This is a genomic window from Streptomyces sp. NRRL B-3229 (assembly GCF_000719505.1).
Lineage (GTDB): Bacteria > Actinomycetota > Actinomycetes > Streptomycetales > Streptomycetaceae > Streptomyces > Streptomyces griseorubiginosus.
In genome coordinates this window covers 123,107-147,950 of sequence record NZ_JOGP01000005.1, presented here as the reverse complement: position 1 = coordinate 147,950, position 24,844 = coordinate 123,107, and the positions used below count along the sequence as shown (strand labels likewise).

25 protein-coding genes, 1 pseudogene and 1 riboswitch are annotated in these 24,844 nt (G+C 71.7%); of the genes and pseudogenes, 12 read left to right on the top strand and 14 right to left on the bottom strand.

Features of this window, described 5'->3' with window-relative positions:
* Position 1: 1 nt before the first annotated feature.
* Genes IF54_RS0109295 through IF54_RS0109280 form a run of 4 tightly spaced genes read right to left on the bottom strand, consistent with a single transcriptional unit; the run spans position 2 to position 4,050 of the window.
* Positions 2–1,207, bottom strand: a complete 1,206-nt coding sequence (locus IF54_RS0109295; RefSeq protein WP_030316439.1) for a sensor histidine kinase — start codon at positions 1,205–1,207, stop codon at positions 2–4.
* A complete protein-coding gene (locus tag IF54_RS0109290) occupies positions 1,204–2,916 on the bottom strand; it encodes a cation acetate symporter (protein WP_030316438.1) in 1,713 nt (570 codons plus the stop codon). Before IF54_RS0109290 ends, IF54_RS0109295 begins: the two co-directional genes overlap by 4 nt.
* Positions 2,917–2,938: 22 nt before the next feature.
* Positions 2,939–3,298, bottom strand: coding sequence for a hypothetical protein (locus IF54_RS0109285; protein ID WP_020140442.1), 360 nt, complete (start codon positions 3,296–3,298; stop codon positions 2,939–2,941).
* Between the two features lie 2 nt (positions 3,299–3,300).
* The gene (locus IF54_RS0109280) at positions 3,301–4,050 is read right to left on the bottom strand and encodes a LytR/AlgR family response regulator transcription factor (protein ID WP_020140443.1); all 750 of its coding nucleotides are present in this window, start codon (positions 4,048–4,050) and stop codon (positions 3,301–3,303) included.
* 78 nt (positions 4,051–4,128) lie between these two features.
* Here IF54_RS0109280 and IF54_RS0109275 point away from each other — a divergent pair, with 78 nt between their 5' ends.
* The 7 genes from IF54_RS0109275 to IF54_RS0109245 all read left to right on the top strand — a co-directional run bounded on the left by IF54_RS0109275 (position 4,129) and on the right by IF54_RS0109245 (position 13,238).
* The gene (locus IF54_RS0109275) at positions 4,129–4,617 is read left to right on the top strand and encodes an Lrp/AsnC family transcriptional regulator (RefSeq protein WP_030316437.1); all 489 of its coding nucleotides are present in this window, start codon (positions 4,129–4,131) and stop codon (positions 4,615–4,617) included.
* Positions 4,618–4,768: 151 nt separating this feature from the next.
* Positions 4,769–5,593 (top strand): dimethylargininase, encoded by an 825-nt coding sequence (gene ddaH / locus IF54_RS0109270; protein ID WP_030316436.1) that lies wholly within the window; start codon positions 4,769–4,771, stop codon positions 5,591–5,593.
* A complete protein-coding gene (gene rocD / locus IF54_RS0109265) occupies positions 5,590–6,810 on the top strand; it encodes an ornithine--oxo-acid transaminase (RefSeq protein ID WP_030316435.1) in 1,221 nt (406 codons plus the stop codon). The genes ddaH and rocD overlap by 4 nt, the downstream gene beginning before the upstream one ends.
* Positions 6,811–6,964: 154 nt before the next feature.
* Positions 6,965–9,769, top strand: a complete 2,805-nt coding sequence (locus IF54_RS0109260; RefSeq protein ID WP_234438945.1) for a SpoIIE family protein phosphatase — start codon at positions 6,965–6,967, stop codon at positions 9,767–9,769.
* Between the two features lie 115 nt (positions 9,770–9,884).
* On the top strand, positions 9,885–11,114 hold the full coding sequence (locus tag IF54_RS0109255; protein ID WP_030316430.1) for a PP2C family protein-serine/threonine phosphatase: 1,230 nt from the start codon (positions 9,885–9,887) through the stop codon (positions 11,112–11,114).
* Positions 11,115–11,384: 270 nt separating this feature from the next.
* Positions 11,385–12,104, top strand: a complete 720-nt coding sequence (locus IF54_RS0109250) for a lysophospholipid acyltransferase family protein (RefSeq protein WP_030316429.1) — start codon at positions 11,385–11,387, stop codon at positions 12,102–12,104.
* A gap of 108 nt (positions 12,105–12,212) precedes the next feature.
* A complete protein-coding gene (locus tag IF54_RS0109245; protein WP_030316423.1) occupies positions 12,213–13,238 on the top strand; it encodes an NAD-dependent epimerase/dehydratase family protein in 1,026 nt (341 codons plus the stop codon).
* A gap of 48 nt (positions 13,239–13,286) precedes the next feature.
* On the opposite strand, the gene IF54_RS0109240 is transcribed toward IF54_RS0109245, so the two are convergent.
* The 8 genes from IF54_RS0109240 to IF54_RS0109205 form a co-directional block, all read right to left on the bottom strand.
* Positions 13,287–14,900, bottom strand: a complete 1,614-nt coding sequence (locus IF54_RS0109240; protein WP_030316421.1) for an alpha/beta hydrolase — start codon at positions 14,898–14,900, stop codon at positions 13,287–13,289.
* A gap of 131 nt (positions 14,901–15,031) precedes the next feature.
* The gene (locus tag IF54_RS0109235) at positions 15,032–15,811 is read right to left on the bottom strand and encodes an urease accessory protein UreD (protein WP_030316419.1); all 780 of its coding nucleotides are present in this window, start codon (positions 15,809–15,811) and stop codon (positions 15,032–15,034) included.
* Complete coding sequence (ureG, locus tag IF54_RS0109230; protein WP_030316416.1) at positions 15,796–16,476, bottom strand: urease accessory protein UreG; 681 nt, start codon at positions 16,474–16,476, stop codon at positions 15,796–15,798. Before ureG ends, IF54_RS0109235 begins: the two co-directional genes overlap by 16 nt.
* Positions 16,477–16,567: 91 nt before the next feature.
* On the bottom strand, positions 16,568–17,242 hold the full coding sequence (locus tag IF54_RS0109225; RefSeq protein ID WP_030316414.1) for an urease accessory protein UreF: 675 nt from the start codon (positions 17,240–17,242) through the stop codon (positions 16,568–16,570).
* A gap of 13 nt (positions 17,243–17,255) precedes the next feature.
* Complete coding sequence (locus tag IF54_RS0109220) at positions 17,256–18,977, bottom strand: urease subunit alpha (protein WP_030316412.1); 1,722 nt, start codon at positions 18,975–18,977, stop codon at positions 17,256–17,258.
* Positions 18,970–19,281 carry an urease subunit beta gene (locus tag IF54_RS0109215; protein WP_020123372.1) on the bottom strand — a complete coding sequence of 104 codons (312 nt, stop codon included), beginning with the start codon at positions 19,279–19,281 and terminating at the stop codon, positions 18,970–18,972. Before IF54_RS0109215 ends, IF54_RS0109220 begins: the two co-directional genes overlap by 8 nt.
* 9 nt (positions 19,282–19,290) lie before the next feature.
* Positions 19,291–19,593 carry an urease subunit gamma gene (locus IF54_RS0109210; RefSeq protein ID WP_028810102.1) on the bottom strand — a complete coding sequence of 101 codons (303 nt, stop codon included), beginning with the start codon at positions 19,591–19,593 and terminating at the stop codon, positions 19,291–19,293.
* A 188-nt stretch (positions 19,594–19,781) separates the two neighbouring features.
* Entirely contained in the window at positions 19,782–20,129 is a 348-nt protein-coding gene (locus IF54_RS0109205) for a helix-turn-helix domain-containing protein (RefSeq protein ID WP_030316411.1), read from the bottom strand.
* A 1-nt stretch (position 20,130) separates the two neighbouring features.
* On the opposite strand from IF54_RS0109205, the pseudogene IF54_RS0109200 reads away from it, so the two are divergent.
* Positions 20,131–20,709 (top strand): annotated as a pseudogene (locus tag IF54_RS0109200) (ABC transporter permease); the annotation flags it as partial.
* A 77-nt stretch (positions 20,710–20,786) separates the two neighbouring features.
* Here IF54_RS0109200 and IF54_RS0109195 read toward each other — a convergent pair.
* On the bottom strand, positions 20,787–21,065 hold the full coding sequence (locus tag IF54_RS0109195) for a type II toxin-antitoxin system Phd/YefM family antitoxin (protein WP_030316409.1): 279 nt from the start codon (positions 21,063–21,065) through the stop codon (positions 20,787–20,789).
* A gap of 70 nt (positions 21,066–21,135) precedes the next feature.
* Between IF54_RS0109195 and IF54_RS0109190 the strand changes: the two genes are divergently transcribed.
* The 3 genes from IF54_RS0109190 to IF54_RS0109180 all read left to right on the top strand — a co-directional run bounded on the left by IF54_RS0109190 (position 21,136) and on the right by IF54_RS0109180 (position 23,073).
* Entirely contained in the window at positions 21,136–21,771 is a 636-nt protein-coding gene (locus IF54_RS0109190; protein ID WP_030316408.1) for an ATP-dependent Clp protease proteolytic subunit, read from the top strand.
* Between the two features lie 7 nt (positions 21,772–21,778).
* Entirely contained in the window at positions 21,779–22,084 is a 306-nt protein-coding gene (locus tag IF54_RS0109185) for a hypothetical protein (RefSeq protein WP_030316406.1), read from the top strand.
* A 332-nt stretch (positions 22,085–22,416) separates the two neighbouring features.
* A riboswitch (cyclic di-AMP (ydaO/yuaA leader) is annotated at positions 22,417–22,596 on the top strand.
* A 3-nt stretch (positions 22,597–22,599) separates the two neighbouring features.
* Positions 22,600–23,073: a C40 family peptidase gene (locus IF54_RS0109180; protein ID WP_030316404.1), complete on the top strand. Its 474-nt coding sequence runs from the start codon at positions 22,600–22,602 to the stop codon at positions 23,071–23,073.
* A 229-nt stretch (positions 23,074–23,302) separates the two neighbouring features.
* On the opposite strand, the gene IF54_RS0109175 is transcribed toward IF54_RS0109180, so the two are convergent.
* Positions 23,303–23,761, bottom strand: a complete 459-nt coding sequence (locus IF54_RS0109175) for an ATP-binding protein (protein WP_030316402.1) — start codon at positions 23,759–23,761, stop codon at positions 23,303–23,305.
* A gap of 213 nt (positions 23,762–23,974) precedes the next feature.
* Here IF54_RS0109175 and IF54_RS0109170 point away from each other — a divergent pair, with 213 nt between their 5' ends.
* Positions 23,975–24,838: a helix-turn-helix domain-containing protein gene (locus tag IF54_RS0109170; protein WP_030316400.1), complete on the top strand. Its 864-nt coding sequence runs from the start codon at positions 23,975–23,977 to the stop codon at positions 24,836–24,838.
* The last annotated feature ends 6 nt before the right edge of the window (positions 24,839–24,844 follow it).

The window sequence follows — 24,844 nt, the reverse complement described above, 5'->3', positions numbered from 1 at the left end:
CTCAGCCGCCCGTGAGGCGGCCCGCCGAGTGCACGCCCGGCTGGTACTTGGGCAGCCGGGCGGTGATCTTCATGCCCGCGCCCAGGGCGGTCTCGATGACGAGGCCGTAGGAGTCGCCGTACACCTGGCGGAGCCGGTCGTCGACGTTGGACAGTCCGATGCCGCCCGAGGGGCTGACCTCCCCGGCGAGAATACGGCGGAGCAGTACCGGGTCCATTCCGGCGCCGTCGTCCTCGATGACCACGAGGGCCTCGGCGCCCGCGTCCTGGGCGGTGATCTGGATGTGGCACTTCTCGGTCTTGCCCTCCAGGCCGTGCTTGACGGCGTTCTCCACCAGGGGCTGGAGGCACAGGAAGGGCAGGGCTACCGGCAGCACCTCCGGGGCGATCTGGAGGGTCACGGAGAGGCGGTCGCCGAAGCGTGCCCGCACGAGCGCCAAGTAGTGGTCGATGGCGTGGAGTTCGTCGGCGAGGGTGGTGAAGTCGCCGTGCCTGCGGAACGAGTAGCGGGTGAAGTCGGCGAACTCCAGGAGGAGTTCGCGTGCGCGCTCGGGGTCGGTGCGGACGAAGGACGCGATCACGGCGAGCGAGTTGAAGATGAAGTGGGGGGAGATCTGGGCCCGAAGTGCCTTGATCTCGGCCTCGATCAGGCGGGTGCGGGACTGGTCCAGGTCCGCCAACTCCAGCTGGACGCTGACCCAGCGCGCCACCTCTCCGGCGGCCCGGACCAGTACGGCGGACTCGCGGGGCGCGCAGGCGACGAGGGCGCCGTGGACGCGGTCGTCGACGGTGAGGGGGGCCACGACCGCCCAGCGGACCGGGCAGTCCGGGGTGTCGCACGCGAGCCGGAAGGCCTCGCCGCGGCCGGTCTCCAGCGGGCCCGCGAGGCGTTCCATGATCTCGGTGCGGTGGTGACCGCCGACGCCGTCCCAGACCAGGACCTGTTTCTGGTCGCTGAGGCACAGCGCGTCCGTGCCGAGCAGGGTGCGCAGGCGGCGGGCCGACTTGCGGGCGGTCTCCTCCGTCAGCCCGGCCCGCAGCGGAGGCGCGGCCAGGGAGGCGGTGTGCAGGGTCTCGAAGGTGGCGTGCTCGACGGGGGTGCCGAGACCGCCGAGGGCCTGCGAGCCGGCCGTGCGCCGGCCGAGCCAGAAGCCGGCCGCGAGCAGCGGGAGGATCGCCACGCACAGCCCTGCCAGGAATCCGCTCATGCCTTGACCTCCGCCCGCAGTTCCTCCGGCAGATGGAAGCGGGCCAGGATGGCCGCCGTGCCCGCCGGTACCCGGCTCGCGGTGGACAGCGAGACCACCACCATGGTGAGGAAGCCGAGCGGCACCGACCAGAGCGCGGGCCAGGCGAGCAGGGCGTGCAGCGGGCCCCTCGCGGGGAGACCGGCCATGGTCGCGGCCACGGCGAGGAAAGCCGAGCCGCCGCCGACCAGCATGCCCGCGGCGGCGCCGGGCGGGGTGAGCCGCCGCCACCAGATGCCGAGCACGAGCAGGGGGCAGAAGGAGGACGCGGAAACGGCGAAGGCGAGGCCGACCGCGTCGGCGACGGGCAGTCCGCCGACCAGGACGCTCGCGGCCAGCGGGACGCACATCGCGAGGACCGTGCCGAGTCTGAAGTGCCGTACGCCGCGCGCGGGCAGGACGTCCTGGGTGAGCACGCCCGCCACGGCCATGGTGAGCCCGGAGGCCGTGGACAGGAACGCGGCGAAGGCGCCGCCCGCCACCAGTGCGCCCAGCAGGTCGCCGCCGAGGCCGCCGATCATCCGCTCCGGGAGGAGGAGTACGGCCGCGTCGGCGTCCCCGGTGAGGGTGAGTTCGGGGGCGTACAGGCGGCCGAGGGCGCCGTAGACCGGGGGCAGCAGGTAGAAGCAGCCGATCAGGCCGAGGACGGCGACCGTGGTGCGGCGGGCGGCGACGCCGTGCGGGCTGGTGTAGAAGCGGACGACGACGTGCGGCAGGCCCATGGTGCCGAGGAAGGTGGCGAGGATCAGTCCGTACGTGGCGTACAGGGGCCGGTCCTCGCGGCCCGCGGCGAGCGAGGTCGACATGCCGTCGCCGGTACCGCGGTCGGCGGCCGGGACGGTGGTGCCCCGGACGAAGGTGAAGCTGGTGCCCTTGTCGATGCGGTGGGTGCCGGCGGGGAGTCGGAGCGTGTCGTCCTCGTGCGGGCGGCCGTCGACCGTGCCGGTGACCGTGACGGTCAGGGGGCGCTGGAGTTTGAGATCGAGGGTGGAGTCGACGCGTACCACGCGCTGTTCGCGGAAGGTCGCCGGTTCCTCGAAGGCGTGGCTGGGGGCGCCGTCGCCCTGCCAGGCGAGGATCAGGAAGAGGGCGGGGACGAGCAGGGCGGTGAACTTGAGCCAGTACTGGAAGGCCTGCACGAAGGTGATGCTGCGCATGCCGCCCGCGGCGACGGTGGCGACCACGACGGCGGCGACGATGACTCCGCCGAGCCACTGGGGTGCCCCGGTGAGGACGGTCAACGTGAGTCCGGCGCCGTGGAGTTGGGGCAGCAGGTAGAGCCAGCCGACGCCGACGACGAAGGCGCCCGCGAGCCGCCGTACGGCTTGGGAGGCGAGGCGGGCCTCGGCGAAGTCGGGGAGGGTGTAGGCGCCGGAGCGGCGCAGGGGGGCGGCGACGAACAGGAGCAGGACGAGGTAGCCGGCGGTGTAGCCGACCGGGTACCAGAGCATGTCGGGGCCCTGGACCAGGACCAGGCCCGCGATGCCGAGGAAGGAGGCGGCGGAGAGGTACTCGCCGCTGATGGCGGCCGCGTTGAGGCGGGGGCCGACGGTGCGGGAGGCGACGTAGAAGTCGGAGGTGGTGCGGGAGATGCGCAGGCCGAAGGCGCCGACGAGGACCGTGGCGACCACCACGAGCGCGACGGCCGGTACGGAGTAGCTGGAATTCATCGGTCCTCGACCAGGCTGGAGTTCATCGGTCCTCGACCAGGCGCACGAAGTCCCGTTCGTTGCGCTCCGCGCGCCGCACGTACCAGCGGGCCAGCAGGACCAGGGGGACGTAGAGGCCGAAGCCGAGGACGGCCCATTCGAGGCGGTGGGCGTCGGGCATCGCCGCGAAGAGCAGCGGGAGCGGGCCGACGAGCAGGGCCAGGAAGGCGAACACCGCCAGGGCGGCGCGCAGTTGGGTGCGCATCAGGGAGCGGACGTAGGTGTGGCCGAGGGTGGTCTGTTCGTCGATCTCGGTGCGCGGCCGGTAGTAGCCGGAGGCGGGGCGGCTGCGGCGGGGCGGGCCGGTGACGACGACGCGCCGCTCGACGGGGTCCTGGGGCACGGCTAGGGCCTCCTCATCAGCAGGTCGCGCAGTTCGCGGGTGTGTCGGCGGCTGACCTGGAGCTCCTCGCCGCCGACGAGGACGCTCACCGTGCCCGCGTCCAGGCGGAGTTCGCCGACGTGGCGCAGGGCGACGAGGTGGCGGCGGTGGATGCGGACGAAGCCGCGGGAGCGCCAGCGGTCCTCCAGCGTGGACAGCGGGATGCGGACGAGGTGGCTGCCCTTGTCGGTGTGGAGGCGGGCGTAGTCGCCCTGGGCCTCGACGTGGGTGATGTCGTCGACGGCCACGAACCGCGTCACCCCGCCGAGTTCGACGGGTATGTGGTCCGGGTCGGGTTCGTGCACGGGGATGCGGGGCGCGCTGTCGAGGCGTTCGGCGGCACGGCGGACGGCTTCGGCGAGGCGTTCCTTGCGGACCGGTTTGAGGACGTAGTCGACGGCCTTGAGGTCGAAGGCCTGGACGGCGAAGTCCTCGTGGGCGGTGACGAACACGACCAGCGGCGGCTTGGCGAAGCCGGTCAGCAGCCGGGCGAGGTCGAGGCCGTCGAGCCCCGGCATGTTGATGTCGAGGAAGACGACGTCGATCGCCTCGGGTCCGTGCGGGCCGGACTCCAGCGCGCGGTTGATGCGGCGCAGCGCCTCGGTGGCGTCACCGGCCCCTTCCACACTGCCGATCCGGGGATCGGCGCCGAGGAGGTAGAGCAGTTCCTCCAGCGAGGGGCGTTCGTCGTCGACAGCCAGGGCGCGCAGCATGAACCCGGAGTGTAGGAGCAATTCGTACGACTGGGCACGTGCGGTGGTGTGGACGCCCGCGCTGGATACAGTGCCGACATGAACAGCAGGACCGCCGCGTTCGACGAGCTCGACCGGAAGATCATCACCGCGCTGATGGCGAACGCGCGGACCTCCTTCGCGGAGATCGGTGCGGCGATCGGACTGTCCTCCACGGCGGTGAAGCGGCGCGTGGACCGGCTGCGGGACACCGGGGTGATCACCGGGTTCACGGCCACGGTGCGGCCCTCGGCGCTGGGCTGGCGCACCGAGGCGTACGTCGAGGTGTACTGCGAGGGCGCGGCCCCGCCGAGGCGGCTCGCGGAGGTGGTCCGCAACCATCCGGAGATCACCGCGGCGATGACGGTGACCGGCGGCGCGGACGCGCTGCTGCATGTGCGGGCGCGGGACGTGGAGCACTTCGAGGAGGTGCTGGAGCGCATCCGGGTGGAGCCGTTCATCCGGAAGACGATCAGCGTGATGGTGCTGTCCCATCTCCTCCCGGAAAGCCCCGAGGCGGGGGCGAGCCAGCCCGCACCGGAGGCGTAGCCGATAAACGCAGCAGCCATGCGTTTTACCGGCGATATTCGCAGCATTCCTGCGCGGACACGCAATTCTTGTTGCTTGTCGGGCCCCCGGGTCACTTCCTACCGTGGTGTCAACCCTCAGTAGACAGCGCAGGAAGCGGAGGAACCCCTCTGTGTCCGACTCCCGTGTGCCGCGCTCGCGGCGATTCCTGGTCTGCGAACCCAGACACTTCGCCGTGCAGTACGCGATCAACCCCTGGATGCATCCCGACACCCACGTCGACGTGGACCTGGCGCAGGAGCAGTGGCGGACGCTGATCAGCGCCTACGAGGCCCACGGGCACCAGATCGACGCGGTGGAGCCGGTCCCCGGGCTCCCGGACATGGTCTTCGCCGCGAACTCGGCGGTCGTCGTCGGCGGCCGCGTCTTCGGCTCGCTCTTCCACGCGCCCGAGCGGCGCCCCGAGTCCACGCACTACGACCTGTGGTTCAAGAGCGCCGGCTACGACGTCCGGCGCCCCCTGTCGGTCTGCGAGGGCGAGGGCGACCTCGTCTGGACCGGCCGGTACGTGCTGGCCGGGACCGGTTTCCGGACCACCCGGGAGGCCCACCGCGAGGTGCAGGAGTTCTTCGGCCACCCGGTGATCAGCCTGACCCTGGTGGACCCGCACTTCTACCACCTGGACACGGCACTGTTCGTGCTCGACGACTCGGCGGTGGGCAACAACATCGTCTACTACCCGGAGGCCTTTTCGGCGGGCAGTCGCGCGGTACTCGAGCGGCTGTACCCGGACGCGGTGCTCGCGACCCGCGACGACGCGATGGCGTTCGGGCTGAACTCCGTGTCCGACGGCCGGCACGTCTTCATCGCCCCACAGGCCGAGGCCCTCGCCGTGCGTCTCGACGAGCACGGCTACGTCCCCGTCCCCGTCGACCTCTCCGAGCTCCACAAGGCCGGCGGCGGCATCAAGTGCTGCACCCAGGAGATCCGCTCATGACCGCACCCGTAAGCACGCGTTCCTCCGCCGATCTCATCCGCGCCGAGGAACCGGTCCTCGCGCACAACTACCACCCGCTGCCCGTGGTCGTCGCCCGTGCCGAGGGCACCTGGGTCGAGGACGTCGAGGGCCGCCGCTACCTGGACATGCTGGCCGGTTACTCCGCCCTCAACTTCGGCCACCGCCACCCGGCGCTCATCGAGGCGGCGCACGCGCAGCTGGACCGGCTGACCCTCACCTCCCGCGCCTTCCACAACGACCGGCTCGCCGAGTTCGCGGAACGCCTGGCTGCGCTGACCGGCCTGGACATGGTGCTGCCGATGAACACCGGCGCGGAGGCGGTGGAGAGCGGCATCAAGGTGGCCCGCAAGTGGGCGTACGAGGTCAAGGGCGTCCCCGCCGACCGGGCCACGATCGTGGTGGCCGCCGAGAACTTCCACGGCCGTACGACGACGATCGTGTCGTTCTCCACGGACGAGACCGCGCGGGCGGGCTTCGGTCCCTTCACACCGGGCTTCCGGATCGTGCCGTACAACGACCTGGCGGCGCTGGAGGAGGCGGTCGACGAGACGACGGCCGCGGTGCTCCTGGAGCCCATCCAGGGCGAGGCGGGCGTGGTCGTTCCCGACGACGGCTATCTGAGCGGGGTGCGCGAGCTGACCCGTCGCAAGGGCTGCTTGTTCATCGCGGACGAGATCCAGTCGGGCCTCGGCCGCACCGGCCGCACCCTCGCGGTCGAGCACGAAGGGGTGGTCCCGGACGTGCTGCTGCTCGGCAAGGCGCTGGGCGGCGGCATCGTCCCGGTCTCGGCGGTGGTCGCCCGCCGGGACGTGCTCGGCGTCCTGCGCCCGGGCGAGCACGGCTCGACTTTCGGCGGCAACCCGCTCGCGGCGGCGGTCGGCACGGCGGTGGTGGAACTCCTGGAGACGGGCGAGTTCCAGAGCCGGGCGGCGGAGCTCGGGGCGGTCCTGCGGGACGGTCTGACCGGCCTGGTCGGCAAGGGCGTGGTCGGCTTCCGCGCCCGAGGCCTGTGGGCGGGCGTGGACATCGACCCGGAGATCGGCACCGGCCGTGAGGTCAGCAAGCTGCTCATGCACGAGGGAGTCCTGGTCAAGGACACCCACGGCTCGACGATCCGCCTGGCACCCCCGCTGACGATCACGGCGGAGGAGTTGGAGTCGGCACTCGGGGTCCTGGAAAAGGTGCTCAGGCGCTGACACGCCTGAGGGGCGCGGGGGTGCGCGAAAGGCCCCACCGGCCCGCACCCGCGCCCCCACCACACCGCCCTCCCCCGTAGGCGCACTCCCACCTCACCGGGTGAAGATGTGACGAAGAGGTGATAGACCACTCTCAGCGACAGAGAGGTCGTCCGTGGGCGCTCACAAAGGGCATGACACCGCGCGGCACCGGTTCGACGTGGCCGATGCCGCGCCATTGCTGCTCGACGCCCACGGAATCGTCACCGGCTGGACGAGGGACGCGGAACGCCTGCTGGACTACGGCGCCTCGGAGGCCGTGGGGATGACCGCCGCCGCTCTGCTCACCGCCGAGGACGCCGGCCGCGTGCCCGAGCTCGCCCAGCGCTGCCGCGCCGACGGCGGCTGGGCGGGGTTGCTGACCGCCGTACGCAAGGGGGGCGGGACCGCGCGGCTGATGGTGCGCGTCACCTCGGCCGACACGGACGGCACCGCCCGCTGGCTCGTCCTGCTGTCCGAGCTGGCCGAGGCGCCCGGCTGGGACATGAGCCGCCCGGTGCTGGAGCAGATGGTCACCCGCTCCCCCATCGGCATCGCGATCGTCGACACCGACCTGCGCTGTGTGTGGTCCAACCCGGCCCTGGAGCAGTTCGGCAGCGCTCCGGCGCCCGAGCGGCTGGGGCTGCGGTTCGGGGAGATCCAGCCGGGCCTGGACGCGGAGGCGATCGAGGCGCAGATGCGGCGGGTGCTGGAGACCGGGGAGCCGGTCGTGGAGTACGAGCATGTCGGCCGGGTCCGTGCCGCCCCGCACCGGGAGACCGCGCACACCATGTCGTTCACCCGGATCGACGACGACCAGGGCAAGCCGATGGGCGTCTACTACACGGTCGTCGACATCACCGAGCGGCACCGCGCGCGGCAGCGTCTTGCCCTGCTCGACCGGGCGGGTGAGCACATCGGGCGCGGTCTGGACATCCGGCAGACCGCGCAGGAGCTGGCCGACGTGGCCGTGCCGGCACTGGCCGACTACATCACCGTGGACCTGCTGGAGCCCGTGCTGCGGGGAGCGGAGCCCACCAAGCAGGTGCCGCTGGTGCGGGCCGGGCAGCAGTCGGTGAACGAGGGGGTGCCGGAGGCGGTCGTCGCGGTGGGCGAGGTGGCCGCCTATCTGCCCGGCACACCCCCGCTGCGCTGTCTCGCCGAGGGCACGTCCTTGCGGGAGGAGCGGCTCGACCCGCTCGCTGCGGAGTGGGCCACCGACATACCCGGCGGTCGCACAGCCACTTTCCTGGAGCTGGGGCTGCACAGCGTGATGGTCGTGCCGATCCGCGCGCGGGGTGCCACGCTCGGCGTCACCACCTTCTTCCGCCGGCGTCGCCAGGAGCCTTTCGACGAGGACGATCTCAACCTCGCCGAGGACCTCGTATCCCGGGCCGCCGTCTGTGTGGACAACGCCCGGCGCTACACCCGCGAGCGTCAGGCGGCGCTCGTCCTCCAGCGAAGTCTGCTCCCGCACCGGCTGCCCGAGCAGGACGCCGTGGAGGTGACCGCCTGCTACCGGCCGGCCGACGAGCTGACCGGCCTCGGCGGGGACTGGTACGACCTGATCCCGCTGTCCGGCGCACGGGTCGCCCTCGTGGTCGGCGAGGTCCCCGGCCACGGAATCGCTGCCGCGGCGGCGATGGGCCGGCTGCGGACCGCGGTACGGACGTTGGCGGCCCTGGATCTCCCGCCGGAGGAGGTGCTGGGCCACCTGGACGACCTGGTGGCCCGGGCGGCGCGGGAGGAGGGGGCAGGTCCTGAGGGTGCGGGGGGCTCGGGGGGCGGAGAGGGGTGCGGGGCTGCGGGAGGATCGGGGACGCCGGACGGCTCGGGGCTCTCGGAAGGGTCAGGGACAGCGGACGGCTCGAGGCTCTCGGAAGGGTCAGGGACAGCGGACGGCTCGGGGCTCTCCGGAGGATCGCGGACAGCAGACGGCTCGGGGCTCTCCGGAGGATCGCGGACAGCAGACGGCTCGGGGCTCTCGGGAGGCTCGCGGACAGCGGACGGCTCGGGGCTGGCGGGAGGCTCGGAGGCCGCGCCCGGAGGCGCGCGAGCTCCCGGCAGCTCCGATACCCCCGCTGACCCACCGGCCCCCGGCAACTCGCGGTCCCTGGCCGCCCCCGACGACCCGCCGGACGAGTCCGACAGTGCTCAGGCGGTGGGGTCCGGGTGTGTGTACGTCGTCTACGACCCCGTCGACGGGCAGTGCGCGATGGCCGCCGCCGGGCATCCCGCGCCCGCCGTGATCCTGCCCGACGGCACGGTCGCCTTCGTGGACCTGCCTCAGGGGCCGTCCCTCGGCGTCGGGGGCCCGCCCTTCGAGTCCGTGGAGCTGGCCCTGGCCCCGGGCAGCACGCTCGCGCTGCACACCGACGGGCTGCTCGCCCACAGTGAGGGCAGGTCGCTCGAAGCCGGCCGGGAGCGGTTGCGCGAGGCCCTGGAGCGGTCGGCCGACACGCTCGACCTGCGCTGCCGGGCCGTCGTCGACTCCCTGGCCCCCGACCAGCCGCACGACGACTTGGCCCTGCTCCTGGCCCGCACCCGGCTGCTGGGGCCCGAACAGGTCGCCGACTGGGACGTGCCCGTGGACCCGGCGCAGGTCGCCGAGGCCCGCAAGGCGGCGTCCCGGCAGCTGACGGAGTGGGGGCTCGAGGAGTTCGCGTTCACCACGGAACTGGTCGTCAGTGAACTCGTCACCAACGCCATCCGGCACGCCGTCGGACCGATCCGGCTGCGTCTGATCCGGGCGCGCACCCTGATGTGCGAAGTGCTGGACAGCGGCTCCACCGCGCCCCACCTGCGCCATCCGCGGACCACCGACGAGGGCGGCCGGGGGCTGCTCCTGGTCTCCCAGTTCGCCCAGCGCTGGGGCACCCGGTTCGTGCCCGAGGGGAAGGTCATCTGGGCCGAGCAGTCCCTGCGGGAACCCGGCGCCTGAGCTCCGGACACCGCATCCGTACCTACGACCCTCCCTGCGATCCATCCCTGCGGCCCATCCCTGGAAACCCTCATATCGTGGGAAAATGGGTCACCCCGGCGGCGAGGCGGCTGCAATGAGCGACACATCCATCGACTACGCGGCGGTGTTCCAGGCGCTCCCCGGCGTGGTCGCGCTGGTCACACCGGACCTGGTGTTCGCCGACGTCAACGAGGAGTTCCTCAGCGTGTCCGGCCGACGGCGCGAGGAGATCGTGGGCCGTTACTTCTTCGACGTCTTCCCGGACAACCCGAACGACCGGGCCGCGACCGGCATGCGCAACCTGGCCGCCTCGCTCCGGCGGGTCCTCGACACCGGCGAGCGCGACGCCATGGCGCTCCAGCGCTACGACGTGGAGAACCCCGAGCGGCCCGGCGAGTGGCAGGTGCGGTACTGGAGCCCCGTCAACGCCCCGGTGCTCGGCCCGGACGGCAAGGTCGCGCTGGTGGTGCACCGGGTGGAGGAGGTCACCGAGCTGATGCGCGCCCGCGGCGGCCCGCGCGGCAGCCGGGCCCGGGTCCTGGAGGCGGAGCTGTACACCCGGGCCCGTGAACTCCAGGAGTTCAACGAGCGGCTGCGGCAGGCACACGCGCGTGAGCGTGAGGTCGCGCTGGCCCTCCAGGAGGCGATGCTGCCGGTCAGCCGGCAGTCGCTGCACGACCGGGCGGCCGTCCGCTACCGGCCGGCGGTCGGCGCGCTCAACGTCTGCGGGGACTGGTACGACCTGGTCGACCTGGTGGGCGGGCGCGGTGTCGGTGTCTCCGTGGGCGACGTGGTGGGCCACGGGCTCGGAGCGGCCTGTGTCATGGGTCAGCTGCGGAGCGCGCTGAGCGCGGCCTCGCGGGTGGCCGAGGGGCCGGCGCAGGCGCTGGACGTGCTGGGCCGGTACGCGAATGTGGTCGAGGGCGCCGAGTCGGCGACCGCGGTCACCACGTTCATCGACTTCGAGCGCGGCACGATCACCTACAGCAGTGCCGGACATCCGCCGCCGATGCTGGTGCACGCCGACGGCCGGGTGGAGTGCCTCGACAAGGCCACCGACCCGCCGCTGGACGCCCGGCCGGACCCGATCCCCCGGCCGCAGGCGACCACCACCTTCAGCGCGGGCGCGACGCTCGCCCTCTACACCGACGGTCTCGTCGAGCGCCGCCAGGAGGACGTCGACATCGGCCTCGCCCGCCTCGCCGACTCCCTCACCCGCCACCGCGAGGAGGACCCCGAGACCCTGGCCGACGCCGTCCTCGCGGAACTCCTGCCCACCAGCGGCGCGACGGACGACACGGCGCTGGTGATCGTGCGGTTGTGAGGGCGGGTGAGGCGAAGTGCTGCCGTGGCCTCGCCGGACCGGGGCACACGATGGAAGGCAAGAGGGAGTCCCCGGCCTGCCTGTGGCGCGTATCGCGTCACCCGTGCTCGTCGAGTTGCCGTCGGCCGCGCGAGGGGATCAAGCTGGAGCGGCGGTCGGGGCTGTTCCGGGTCCCGCCGCCTGCGCCTACACTGACAGCCCCATCTCACGCCGGTTGACCAGCCAGAACGCGGAGTTGAGCCCGTCCGCCCGACCGAGGAGCGCCCCCTCTTGTTCTACTACCTGCTCAAATATGTGCTGTTGGGGCCGTTGCTGAGACTGGTCTTCCGGCCTCGAATAGAGGGCCTGGAGCACATCCCGGACTCGGGTGCGGCCATCGTGGCCGGCAACCACCTGTCCTTCTCCGACCACTTCCTGATGCCCGCCGTGCTCAAGCGCCGCATCACCTTCCTGGCGAAGGCCGAGTACTTCACCGGCCCCGGCATCAAGGGCCGGCTGACCGCGTTCTTCTTCCGCAGTGCCGGACAGATCCCGGTCGACCGTTCCGGCAAGGAGGCGGGGCAGGCCGCCATCCGCGAGGGCCTCGGCGTGCTGCGCAAGGACGAGCTGCTGGGCATCTACCCGGAGGGCACCCGCTCCCATGACGGCCGCCTCTACAAGGGCAAGGTCGGCGTCGCGGTGATGGCCCTCAGGGCCCAGGTGCCGGTGATCCCCTGCGCGATGATCGGCACCTTCGAGGCCCAGCCGCCCGGCAAGGTCATCCCCAACATCCACCCCGTGGTGATCCGCTTCGGCAAGCCCCTCGACTTCTCCCGCTATGCCGGGATGGAGAACGAGAAGGCGATCCTGCGGGCGATCACCGACGAGATCATGTACGCCATCCTGAAGCTGTCCGACCAGGAGTACGTCGACGAGTACGCGGCCGTGGTGAAGGCGGCGGAGGCCGCTGCCGCCAAGGAGCGCAAGTTCCCGCGCCTGCCGCTCAGTTGACCGAGTCAACCCCTGCTCGCGGCAGAGCGCTTTGACCTCTGCTGTCGGCAGAGCCGCCTGTGCCCGTCCGGCCTCCGACCGTAGGGTCACGGCATGACACGACGTGCTGTGGTGATCGGGGCGACCGGACAGATCGGGCGGGCGGCCGTGGGCGCGCTGGCCCGCGACGGCTGGGAGGTGACCGCCGTCTCGCGGGGCGGCGCGCGGGACGAGAGCTGGCCCGCCGAGGTGCGTACCGCGCGGGCCGACCGGGCGGACGACTCGGCGCTGGCCGCCGCGGTGGGCGAGGGCTGCGAGGTCCTGGTGGACGTGGTGGCCTACGGGCCGGAGCACGCACGGCAGTTGGTGTCGCTGGCCGACCGGGTGGGCTCCGCCGTGGTGGTCTCCAGCGTCTCGGTGTACGAGGACGACAAGGGCCGCAGCTTCGACACCCAGGCGGAGCCGGACGGCTTCCCCGAGTACCCGGTGCCCACCGGCGAGGAGCAGCGGACGGTCGCCCCGGGCGAGTCGTCGTACAGCACCCGCAAGGCCGCCCTGGAGCGTGAACTCCTCGCCGCGGGCGACCGGTTGCCCACCACGCTGCTGCGCGCCGGGGCGATCCACGGACCGCACTGCCGGACCCCGCGCGAGCTGTACTTCGTCAAGCGCAACCTCGACGGGCGGCCACGGCGCCTGCTGCCGTACGGCGGCCGGAGCCGCTTCCACCCGGCGAATGTCCACAACATCGCCGAACTGGTCCGGCTCGCCGCCGCCCGGCCCGGCAGCAGGGCCCTGAACGCCGTGGACCCGGACGCCCCGACGGTGGCGGAGATCGCCGCCGCGATCGACTCCGTGATGGGCGTCGAGCCGGAGACCGTGCTGATCGAAGGGCCGCCGCCGTCGCCGACCGTGGGGGACACTCCGTGGTCGGTACCGGTGCCGGTCGTCTTCGACATGTCGGCCGCGGAACGGGAGTTGGGCTACCACCCGGTGGTGGCACGGTACGCCGACCGGCTCCCGGAGACCGTCGCGTGGATCGAGCAGCGCCTCGCCGGAGGGGACTGGCGGGAGGCGTATCCGAGGATGTTCCAGACGTACGGCGATCTCTTCGACTACGCGGCGGAGGACGCGTACCTCGACTCGCCGGGCGCATGAGGAAAGGCGGCCGGGTGGCACCGGCCGCCTTGTCCCCCTGCGCAGGTGTTACGGCTTCGGCGTGGCGTGCGGGGTGCAGGTCACGTCGGCCGTGTCCAGCTTGCCGCTGAGCAGGTAGGCGTCCACCCGCGGGTTGATGCACGGGTTGACCAGGCCGGTCACACCGTGGGAGCCCGCGTCCTTCTCGGTGATGAGTCGGGAGCCCTTGAAGCGCTTGTGCAGTTCGACGCCGCCCTCGTACGGGGTGGCCGCGTCACGCTGGGACTGCACGATGAGCACGCCCGGCAGGCCCTTGCCCGTCCTGACGCTCACCGGAGTCTGCTGCTTGACCGGCCAGGTGGCGCAGGGCAGGTTCATCCAGGCGTTGGCCCAGGTCATGAAGGGGTACTGCTTGTGGAGCGCGGTGTTGTCGCGGTCCCACTTCTTCCAGCTGGTGGGCCACTTGGCGTCGGTGCACTCGACGGCCGTGTAGACGGCGTTGCCGTTCTCCGAGGAGATGTTGCCCGCCGTGTCGGTCGGGTCCGGGGCCGCCGCGTCGACCAGCGCCTGCGTGTCGCCGGCGACGTACTTGCCGAACACCGTGGCGACCGGCACCCATGAGGAGTCGTAGTACGGGGCGCTCTGGAAGAAGCTGATCAGCTCGGCCGGGCCGACGACCCCGCCGATGGGGTTCTTCTTGGCGGTGGCGCGCAGTCCGAGCCACTTGGCCTCGACCGCGGCCCGGGTGGTGCCGAGGTGGAAGGTGTCGTCGTTGGCGGCGACCCAGTCCTCCCAGTCCTTCCAGCGGCCCTCGAAGGCGATGTCCTGGTCGAGGTTGGCCTCGTACCAGATCTTCTCGCGGGAGGGGTTCACGACGCTGTCGACGACCATGCGGCGCACGTGGCTCGGGTACATGGTGCCGTAGACGGCGCCGATGTAGGTGCCGTAGGAGACGCCCAGGTAGTTGAGCTTCTTCTCGCCGAGCGCGGCGCGGATGACGTCCAGGTCGCGCACGGTGTTGGGCGTGGTCATCTGCTGGAGCATCGCCTTGCCGGTGCGCTCGGCGCAGCCCTCGGCGTACTCGCGGGCCAGCTTGCGCTGGGCCAGCTTGTCGGCCTCGGAGTCCGGGACCGGGTCGGCCTTGGGCGCCTTCACGAACTCCTGCGGGTCGATGCAGGAGATGGGCGCGGAGTGGCCGACGCCGCGCGGGTCGAAGCCCACGAAGTCGTACGCCTTGGAGACGTTGGCCCAGATCGGGTTCTTGTTGACGACACGGAGCGGGAAGCGCATGCCCGAGCCGCCGGGTCCGCCCGGGTTGTAGACGAGGGCGCCCTGGCGCTCCGCCGGGGTGCCGGTGTTGCCGATGCGGTCGACGGCGAGCTTGATCTGCTTGCCGTTCGGCTTGGCGTAGTCCAGCGGGACGCTGACCCAGCCGCACTGGACCGGCTTGGCGATCCCCCAGTCGGCCGGGCAGTCCGCCCAGTCGACGCCGGCCTTCGCGGCCCGGGCCGCGGCGATCTCGGCGCCGACGGTCTCCCGGTCCTTGCCGTGCCGGCCGCCGCCGTCGTACGTGTTGGCGCCGGACGCGGGTGCCGCGACGGCACCGGATATGAGTGTGGCCGTGATGAGCACTCCGGCAGAACCGAGCGCGGTCGTCCGCCACTTCGGTCGCGTCTCCCTCAAGAGGGATCCCTCCCCGTACATCGTTTCGAATGCGTACGGGGGATCCTCCTTGCTATGGAGACTCTGTGAACAGAGGGGCGTGACTCTTCTTTGCCAATCCGATAACCGGATGGGGTCGTTCGCTGGGCGAACTACGCACTCAGGACAGCCAACGCCTCGTCCAGCACCCGGCGCAGCCGCAGCGCGTCGGGGGCGAGGGCGCTGACGAGTGCGGCGGGCCCGGCGAGCGGGACGACCACGGCGTGTTCGGCGAGCTGTCGCGCCTCCACGGGGTACTCCGCGAACTCCGGTCGGGCGATGAGGAGTTGACCCACGGCCCGGTGTCCCCCGAGCACGGCGGGTCCGTCCCAGCCGCCCGGGGCGCCCGGTCCGCAGGTGAGTTCCTGGTCCAGCACGGTCCGGTCGGCGATCCGCAGCACGAGCCGGCTGCACAGCCGCCCGGGCTCCTCCCCCACCCGTCCGAGGACCTGCTCCTCGCGCAGCACGAACCGGCTGGTCCTCACGAGGTCGACGCGCGTGGTGACGTACAGGTCGCTGCCGCCCGCGGAGATCAACTGCTCGGGCAGCCAGTGCAGTTCGGCTTCCTCGGAGACGGTGAGCCGTACGTCGTAGTGCGCCTCGCCCTTGGTCTGTCCCGGCAGGGCGATGGTGGCGGCGGCCGAACCGACGTGCAGCCTGGCGCCCTCCTGGACCTCGGCCCGCACGGTGAAGTGGTCGCCGCCGAGGGGGCCGCTCATCGCGCCGACCAGCATGACCCGTGCCTCGGCGCCGCTCCCCCGGGTGCGCCGCAGGGCCAGCGGGCCGTCGCTCTCCAGTACGGGCAGGGCGGTGCCGCCGCGCCCGTCGTCCCGGGCGACCAGGCGTGCGGTGGCCCGCACTCCGGTCAGGGCCGTGGTCACGCCGCCGTCCATGCGGCGAGCTGCGACCGGACCCAGGCGGCGGTGTCCTTGACGCCGGTCTCGCTCCGCAGGGACTGGAGGACGACCGGGAGTTCGGCGCGCTGGGCCTTGGCGTCGGCGGCCATCCGCGCGAGGTCGGAGCCGACGTACGGGGCGAGATCGGTCTTGTTGACGATGAGCAGGTCGGCGGTGGTGACGCCGGGGCCGCCCTTCCTGGGGATGTCGTCCCCGCCGGCCACGTCGATGACGAAGATCTGGGCGTCGACCAGGCCCTTGGAGAAGGTGGCGGTGAGGTTGTCGCCGCCGCTCTCCACGAGGATCAGGTCCAGGGGGCCGACCTCGTCCTCCAGGTCCTCGACGGCCTCCAGGTTGGCGGAGATGTCGTCGCGGATCGCGGTGTGGGGGCAGGCGCCGGTCTCCACGGCGGTGATGCGCTCGGGAGGCAGGACGGCTTCCCGGAGGAGGAACTCGGCGTCCTCGCGGGTGTAGATGTCGTTGGTCACGACGGCGAGGGACAGCTCGTCGCGCAGGGCGCGGCAGAGGGCGGCGACGGTGGCGGTCTTGCCGGAGCCGACGGGGCCGCCGAGGCCGATGCGCAGGGCGCGGTGGGAGCCGTCCTTGCGGTGGGCGTCGGCGCTTACTGCGGCGGGGCCGTTGTGGTGGTGGTCCAAGTGCATGTACGGCTCCTTTGGTTCGTGGTCGGGTGCAGGTGAGTGGGGGCTGGTCGCGCAGTTCCCCGCGCCCCTGACTTGGTCATCTGGGCGCCTCTCAGGAGGCGAAGAGGCGCACTGGCCACGCCGCGTGCAGCTCCGCTCCGATTTCCAGCAGCGGTGCCGAGGCTGCGGGCAAGACGTCGGCCCCCTCGCCGACGGCTCTGCGGGCGGCTTCCACAGCCCTGTCCGCCACGCGGTCCAGCTCCGGTGCCAGCCTTGCCAGTACGGCCGTCGCGTCGAAGGGGTCCAGGCTCAGGAGCCTGACCGTCGCTGAGGCAGGCCCACTGACGCTCTCGTACACCGCGCAGTACGCCGCGTCCACGGCCTCCAGGCCCGCCGCGCGAGCCGCCAGGCCCAGCACGACCGGCTGGTGGGCGCCCTTGGGGAACTCCGCTGCCAACGCGTCGAGTTCGGCGGACGGCCAGGTCGCGCGGGCCGCCCTCGTCAGCTGTCGGCCCAGTTTGCGGGCGGCGAGCCGCAGCGCGGGGGACGGGGTGCGCGCGTCCGCCGCCGCGTCCAACTCCCGCGGCGGCACGCCGAGTACGGCAGCCGCGGCCAGCGCCGCCGACACCAGGCCCGCCGCGTGCAGCCGCCCCCGGCAGAACGCCTCCAGGCTCTCCGCGTCCGTGATCCGACCCGCCTTGACCGCCGCCTCCGCCCCGCCGGAGTGCGCGTGGCCCCCGGCGGGGAAGCGGCCGTCGGCCAGGACGAGCAGTGCGGCCCGTGACATCACAACCCCGCCATCAGAAGAGGAAGTAGCGCTGGGCCATGGGCAGTTCGGCAGCCGGGGTGGCCTCGACGAGTTCGCCGTCGATGTGCACGGCGAAGCTGTCGGGGTCGACCCGGACGTCGGGCCGGGCGTCGTTCTCGCGCATGTCGGCCTTGGTGACCCCGCGCGTCGACTCGATCGCCACGAACCGCTTGCCGAGCTGGAGCCGCTCCGGCAGTCCGTCCTCGATGGCGAGCGGTGCCACGAAGTTGAAGGAGTTCGAGGCCGGCGCCCGGCCGATCGCCCCGTACATCGGCCGGGGCAGGATCGGCTGCGGGGTGGGGATGGACGCGTTGGCGTCGCCCATCTGCGCATAGGCGATCTGGCCGCCCTTCAGCACGAGATGGGGCTTGACGCCGAAGAACGCCGGCTCCCACAGCACCAGGTCGGCCAGCTTGCCCGTCTCGACCGAGCCCACCTCGTGCGCGAGCCCCTGGGCGACGGCGGGGTTGATCGTGTACTTGGCGACATAGCGCCGTACGCGATGGTTGTCCGCCCGGCCGTCGCCCGGCAGGGCGCCCCGGCGCCGCTTCATGACGTGCGCGGTCTGCCAGGTCCGCATGACGACCTCGCCGACCCGGCCCATGGCCTGGGCGTCGGAGGAGATGATCGAGATGGCGCCCAGGTCGTGCAGGATGTCCTCGGCGCCGATGGTCGTGGGGCGGATGCGGGACTCGGCGAAGGCCAGGTCCTCCGGGACGGCCGCGTTGAGGTGGTGGCAGACCATCAGCATGTCGAGGTGTTCCTCGGCGGTGTTGACGGTGAAGGGCCGGGTCGGGTTGGTGGAGCTGGGCAGCACGTGCGGCTGGGAGACCACGGTCATGATGTCCGGCGCGTGACCGCCGCCCGCGCCCTCGGTGTGATAGGCGTGGATGCCCCGGCCGCCGATCGCGGCGAGCGTGTCGCCCACGAAACCGGCCTCGTTGAGGGTGTCGGTGTGGATGGCGACCTGGATGCCGGTGCGGTCGGCGACGGTCAGCGAGGCGTCGATGACGGCCGGGGTCGAGCCCCAGTCCTCGTGCAGCTTGAGGCCGAGCGCGCCCCCGCGGATCTGCGACAGCATCGCCTCGTGGGAGACGGTGTTGCCCTTGCCGAGGAAGCCGATGTTGAGCGGGTACTGCTCCATCGCCTCCAGCATCCGGGCGAGATGCCAGGGGCCGGGGGTGACGGTCGTGGCCTTGGACCCCTCGGCGGGGCCGGTTCCGCCGCCCACCAGGGTGGTCACGCCGGACGCCAGCGCCTCCTCGGCGATCTGCGGGCAGATGAAGTGGACGTGCGCGTCGATGGCGCCCGCGGTCAGGATCCGCCCGTTGCCCGCGATGACCTCGGTCTCGGGGCCGATCACCAGGTCCGGGTGGATCCCGTCCATGGTGTCGGGGTTGCCCGCCTTGCCGATCCCGGTGATGCGGCCGTCGCGGATGCCGACGTCGGCCTTGACGACACCCCAGTGGTCGACGACGACCGCGCCGGTGATGACGGTGTCGGGGGTGCCTTCCGCGCGGGTGGCCCGCGACTGGCCCATCGACTCGCGGATGACCTTGCCGCCGCCGAACACGGCCTCGTCACCGGCGAGCCCGGGGCCGCCGGAACGATCCTCCTCGACCTCGATCAGCAGGTCGGTGTCGGCGAGCCGGATGCGGTCGCCGGTGGTGGGGCCGAACAGGTCCGCGTAGGCGGCACGAGAGATCTCAGGCATCGAGGGCACCTCCGGTCTCCCCGCGCAGCCCCGGCACCACACGGGCGCCGGCGAGCGGGACGAGTTCCACGTCGACCGGGATGCCGGGCTCGAAGCGCACGGCGGTGCCGGCGGCGACGTTCAGCCGCTTGCCGCGGGCTGCGGCCCGGTCGAACTCCAGGCCGGGGTTGGTCTCGGCGAAGTGGTAGTGGGAGCCGACCTGGACGGGCCGGTCGGCGGCGTTGAGGACGGTCAGACGGGTGACCTCACGGCCCTCGTTGTAGGCAATCGGGCCGTCGGCGAAGAGGATCTCTCCGGGGATCATCGGGGCCCCTCAGACGATCGGGTCGTGGACGGTGACGAGCTTGGTGCCGTCCGGGAAGGTGGCCTCGACCTGCACGTCGTGGATCATCTCGGGGATGCCCTCCATGACGTCGTCGCGGGTCAGCAGGGTCCGCCCGGAGGCCATGAGTTCGGCGACGGTACGGCCGTCACGTGCGCCCTCGAGGATGTGCGAGGTGATGAGCGCGACCGCCTCGGGGTGGTTCAGCTTGAGCCCGCGGGCCCGGCGCTTCTCGGCGACGTCGGCCGCCACGTGGATCAGCAGCCGTTCTTGCTCGTGCGGGGTCAGTTGCACGTCCCACCTCACAGTCCTCGCTCCGGACCGTGCGGGGTCCGGTTGCCTCAGCCCCGGGCAAAGTCCCTGGTGGCGTGGACCCGCAGGCTAGTTGGATCCGGTTTCAGGCACGTTAACCGAGCCGTGATCCATCAGCGCGGCCCTGTGCTCGCCCCGCCGGCCCGGCGGAGGGCGGGCGGGCCTGCCCCTCAGCGCGTTCCGGCGTCGTCCCCCATGCTCATCAACGCCCGTAGACCCGCCGCAAGATCGTCGGCGGGGGTCGGCCCGAACAGGGCCTGCTGCGCGATGAAGCCCATCGCGGCCGCCATCATTGTCCGGGCCACCTGCTCCGGGGGCATGTCCGCGCGCATCATCCCGGCGTCCTGGTACTCCCCGACGATCCGCGCGCGTATCAGCTCCTCCTTGCCGCTGAAATAGCGGTACACCGCCCCGGCGGACAGATCGACCTCCTTCAGCACGTCCTGCACGGACGTGGCGTGGAAGCCGTTGCGGGCGAAGCAGAGGGTGGCGCCGTCGAGGGTCTGACGGCGGCGCACCCCCGCGTACGACCCGAGGGGCGCGGCCCTGAGCTCGTCCGTGCTCCCGCTGGCGCCGGCCGGTCTGGTGGCGGGCGCGGTCGTGACCCTGCTCGGACTGCGCGGATTCCGGGCCGTCGCCGCCGCCCTGGTGGGGGTCGTCGCGGCCGCGCTCGGGCACAGCCGGCTCGGCGCCCTCACCGGCAACTGGTGGGCGGAGGCCGGCACGCTCGGTCTCGCTACGCTGGCGGTGAGCGCCGCCGTGGCGGGTCTCGCCGCCCTGGTCGGTCCGGCGGGGATCGGTGCCGTCGCCTTCCTGGTGATGTTCCTCGGCAACCCGTTCTCGGCAGCGGCGTCGGCCCCGCAACTGCTGCCCGACCCGGTGGGCACGACCGGCCAGTGGCTGCCGCCGGGCGCGAGCGCGACCCTGCTGCGCCCGGTGTCCTTCTTCGACGGGGCGGCGGCCACCGGACCCGCCCTGACGCTCGCCTGGTGGGCGGTGCTGGGGCTGGGCGCGGTCATGCTGGGGAACGCCCTGAAGCAGCGGACGAAGCCCACGGCTTCCACCTCTGCGGAGCCCGCGCCCGCGCCGGCCGGCTGAAGAATCGGCTCCACCGGACCCCGGCCCAGCGGCCGGGGTTCACGCGTTGCCGAGGCACCTCGCCACGACGGCCCTCTCTACGACGGCCCGGCGCCCCGGTGGTGGGCGGCGATGCCGAACCGCTGCTGTTCGCGAGGAGCGGACGCGACCTCCCGCACGGTCGAGACCGCGCTGATCACCTGGTCCTCGGCGGGTCCCTGGAGCCCCTCGAGCTGTTCGAGGTCGGCGGCCGAGACGAGGGCGACCAGCGGCTTTCCGTGCCGTGTGACGACGACGCGCTCGCCGCCGTACACCACCCGGTTGATCAGGTCGGCGAGCTCAGCCCTGGCTTGCGTCACCGGAATCTCGTAGGCCATACCCCCATCATAACGTCACGTACGTCCTGTACATTTTTTACAGACAGCCTGCCGTGAGGAGGGGTACGCCATGACCCGACCGACCGCCCGTCACGTCCTGCCCGAGTTCCACGAGCGCACGAGCGCCGGCCGGAAGACGATGGATCCGTACTCGAAGCTCCTGGAGGAGCGGATCGTCTTCCTCGGGACGCCGATCGACGACATCTCGGCGAACGACGTGATGGCGCAGTTCATGTACCTCGAGCACCAGGCCCCGGACCGGGACATCGCCCTGTACATCAACTCCCCCGGCGGCTCGTTCAGCGCGATGTCGGCGATCCACGACACGATGCAGTACGTCAGTTGTGACGTGGAGACGACCTGCCTCGGCCAGGCCGGCTCCTCCGCGGCGGTGCTGCTGGCGGCCGGCACGCCGGGCAAGCGCTCCATCCTCCCCGGCGCCCGGGTGGTGATCCACCAGCCCGCCCTGACCGAGCCGGTGCGGGGGCAGGCGAGCGACCTGGCCATCCAGGCGGACGAGTTGCTCCGGGTGCGGGCCCGCCTGGAGGAGCTGCTGGTGCGGCACACCGGGCGCACTCCCGAGCAGGTGAGCGCGGACATCGAGCGGGACACGATCCTGGACGCGCAGGGCGCGCTGGACCACGGCCTGGTGGACGCGATCGTCCCGAGCCGCAGGTCCTCGCTCACCACGCCGGGCGCGAGGTGAGCCGCGGATGGTCCCCGACCTGCCACCGCTGCCCGCGCTCACGCGCGCGGAGGGCGAGCTGATCGACCGTTATCTCGACGTGGTCGACCTGCTGGGCCGGATCAACCCGGCGCGGCACGAGGACACCTACGGCGGACTTCGCGCGGCCCAGGCCCTGGTGAGCAGGGCGGCCGAGCTGCGCGACGCGCTGGTCCTGATGCACGCGCGCGGTGAGCGCGAGCTGCACGCGGCGACGCTGGCCCGGGCGCTGCGGGTCCTGGACGGCGAGCGGCGCACGGCCCGGGTCACCGTACCGCCCGCCGCGGACAGTTGACGAGGCGTCCGGAGCTGAGTCGAAACGGACCAAACGACGTACCCCCTATTGGAGGAGGCGCTGCTCCTTTTTCACGCTCGTCAGGGGTGCGCACGACGTCCGACACGGGAGTGGAATGAGGAGTTTCTGTGCTGGTCCGGGGCTCCTTTGGCCCTCGACACGCCTGCGTTCGAAGGGGTGTTCACCCAAACGAGTGAGTGGTGAGTAACAACACAAATCCACGGTTCCGTTGGGTTTTTCGCACTTCCGTACGCCAAGATCCCTGTCTGACGACAAGACCCCGCCGCAGCGGCGGGGCGATCCGGGCGGACGCCGAGTCCTGCCGCCGCGCGGATGACAGGTCGACAGAAGTGGATCGGCAGGAGTGGAGGACCCAAGCACGACGGGTCGCCGGGACGGTCACGCCATGACCGGGCCGAGCAGCCCTTGGGGTGAAGCCGCGTCAGCGGCCGGGCAACTTCGCCAGCCCGAATCCGACAGGTCATCCTTCACAGGCGGCTGACGAAGGGTTGCGCATGACTGCGCTCAATCGTGTCCCGTCGCTGATGGTCCGAGCCGGTACGGTCTCGGCCTTCGCCATGGCCGCCGTGGGCGGCTCCGTCGTGGTTCCGGGCGTCGCAGCCGACGCCGCCGCCGCGACGCCGGCGACGAAGGCACTCAAGGTCGCGGCCTCCAAGAAGGGCTCGCCGTACAAGTACGGCGCCACGGGACCCCGCCGCTTCGACTGCTCAGGGCTGACGCAGTACTCGTTCAAGAAGGTGGGCAAGAAGCTCCCGCGCACGGCGGCCCAGCAGTACAACAAGACCCGCCACATCAAGGCCGGCAGCCGCAAGGCTGGTGACCTGGTGTTCTTCCACTCGGGCTCGAACGTCTACCACGTAGGCATCTACGCCGGGAAGGGAAAGATCTGGCACGCCCCCAAGACCGGTGACGTGGTGCGACTCCAGAAGATCTGGACGAAGAGCGTCTGGTACGGCCGGGTCAAGTGACGCCCCGAGGGACCGGCGGCGCCCTGACCTGCCGCCGGTCCCTCGGGACTCCCGGAACCCCTGACACACGCTCAGACGTTCCACAAAGCCGTTCAAGACGGCTGCTGAGGGCCGGCGCTGTGCGCCGTACGTATTTCGGTCGTCCACCGGACCGGCGAGGCTATAGCCGCCGCAGGCGCCATTCGGGCGCTCTGCGCGGGGTCGGCCACGCGCGGTCCCTTTGTTGTTTCTACGGCTCCTGCTGTCCCGCGGCGCTGACCGGCTGCGCCGGTACCGTCCACGGAAGTTCGATGGAGACGGTCTTGCCGCCCTCCCGGGTGGGCCTGACTCTCAGTTTGCCGCCGCTCTCCGCGGCGAGCCAGCGCACGATCACCATCCCGCGTCCGTTGTCCTGCTGCACCGCGGCCGGAAGGCGCTTGGGGAAGCGGGGATGGCTGTCGGTGACCCCGATGCGCAGATGTTCGTCACGGTCCAGCTCGATGTCCACCGTGAACGTGGGTGACTGCCCGAAGGTGTGCTGTACGGCGTTGGTGGCGAGTTCGGAGACGATGAGGCGGACGGTCTCGGCGGTGTCCGTGGCCGAGGGCAGTCCCCACTCCGCGAGGGTGCTCAGGACGTAGGTGCGGGCCGCGGAGACCGAGGCGGGTTCGCTCGGCAGAGTGACGGATGCTTCCAGGTGATCTGCCATGGCGACGTCGTCCCTTTCCCACGGGACCGAAGTCCGACACGGTGCGGATGGTTCGAGTACGGTCCCGGACTGGTGGTTCTTCGTCAGAGTGCCATTACCGAGGCGGTGACGGGTGCCGATCCACCAAGATATGCATATATCTGTCGCTCGAAGCGGTGAACTCTGCGACGCGAGACCGTATTTGGGCGGCTCGTAAGGAGTAAGGAGTAGCGCATGCAGCACGGTCCCGCGGTGCGCCGTCGAAAGCTGGGCGCCGAACTGCGTGCGCTGCGCGCGAGTGCGGGGCTCACCAGCGGTGAGGCCGCCCGGCTCGTGGGCTGGCACCAGTCGAAGGTGAGCCGGATCGAGACCGGCGCCAGCGGGGTGAAACCGGCCGATGTGCGGTTACTCCTCGACGCCTTCGGCGTGACGGACGCGGATCTGCGGGAGCTGTTGCTGGTATTGGCCGGTTCGGACGGGGGCGGGAGCGGCCGGCACCACTGGTGGCACGCCTATCGGGGCGTACTGCCGCCGACCTACCGGGACTTCATCAGTCTGGAGTCCCAGGCGAGCGAGATGCGCACCCTGGAGACCTCGGTGGTGCCCGGGCTGCTCCAGACCCCCGAGTACGCCCGCGCGGTGACCAGGGCCTCGGTGGACGGGCTCGACGACGAGCGGCTCGACGCGCTGGTCGAGGTGCGGCTGGCCCGTCAGGACGTGCTGCGCGCCGAGCGGCCGCTGGAGCTGAGCGCCGTCCTGGACGAGGCGGTGCTGCGGCGGGAGGTCGGCGGCCCGGAGGTGATGACCCGGCAGCTGCGCAGGCTCCTGGAGGCGGCCCGGCTGCCACAAGTGTGCCTACAGGTACTGCCGTTCACGGCCGGGGCGCATGTGGGTATCACCGGGCCTTTCGTTATCTTCTCATTTTCGAGCACTTCTGATCTGGACGTGGTTGTTCTCGACCACTTGACGAGTAGCCTCTACCTCGAACGGAAAGAAGACCTGGAGGCCTACACCGAGGCCTTCAACACCCTTCAGGGCCACGCCCTTTCGCCCGAGGAATCGTTGGATTACATCGCCGCGATAGGTGACGGCGCGTAAGGAGGC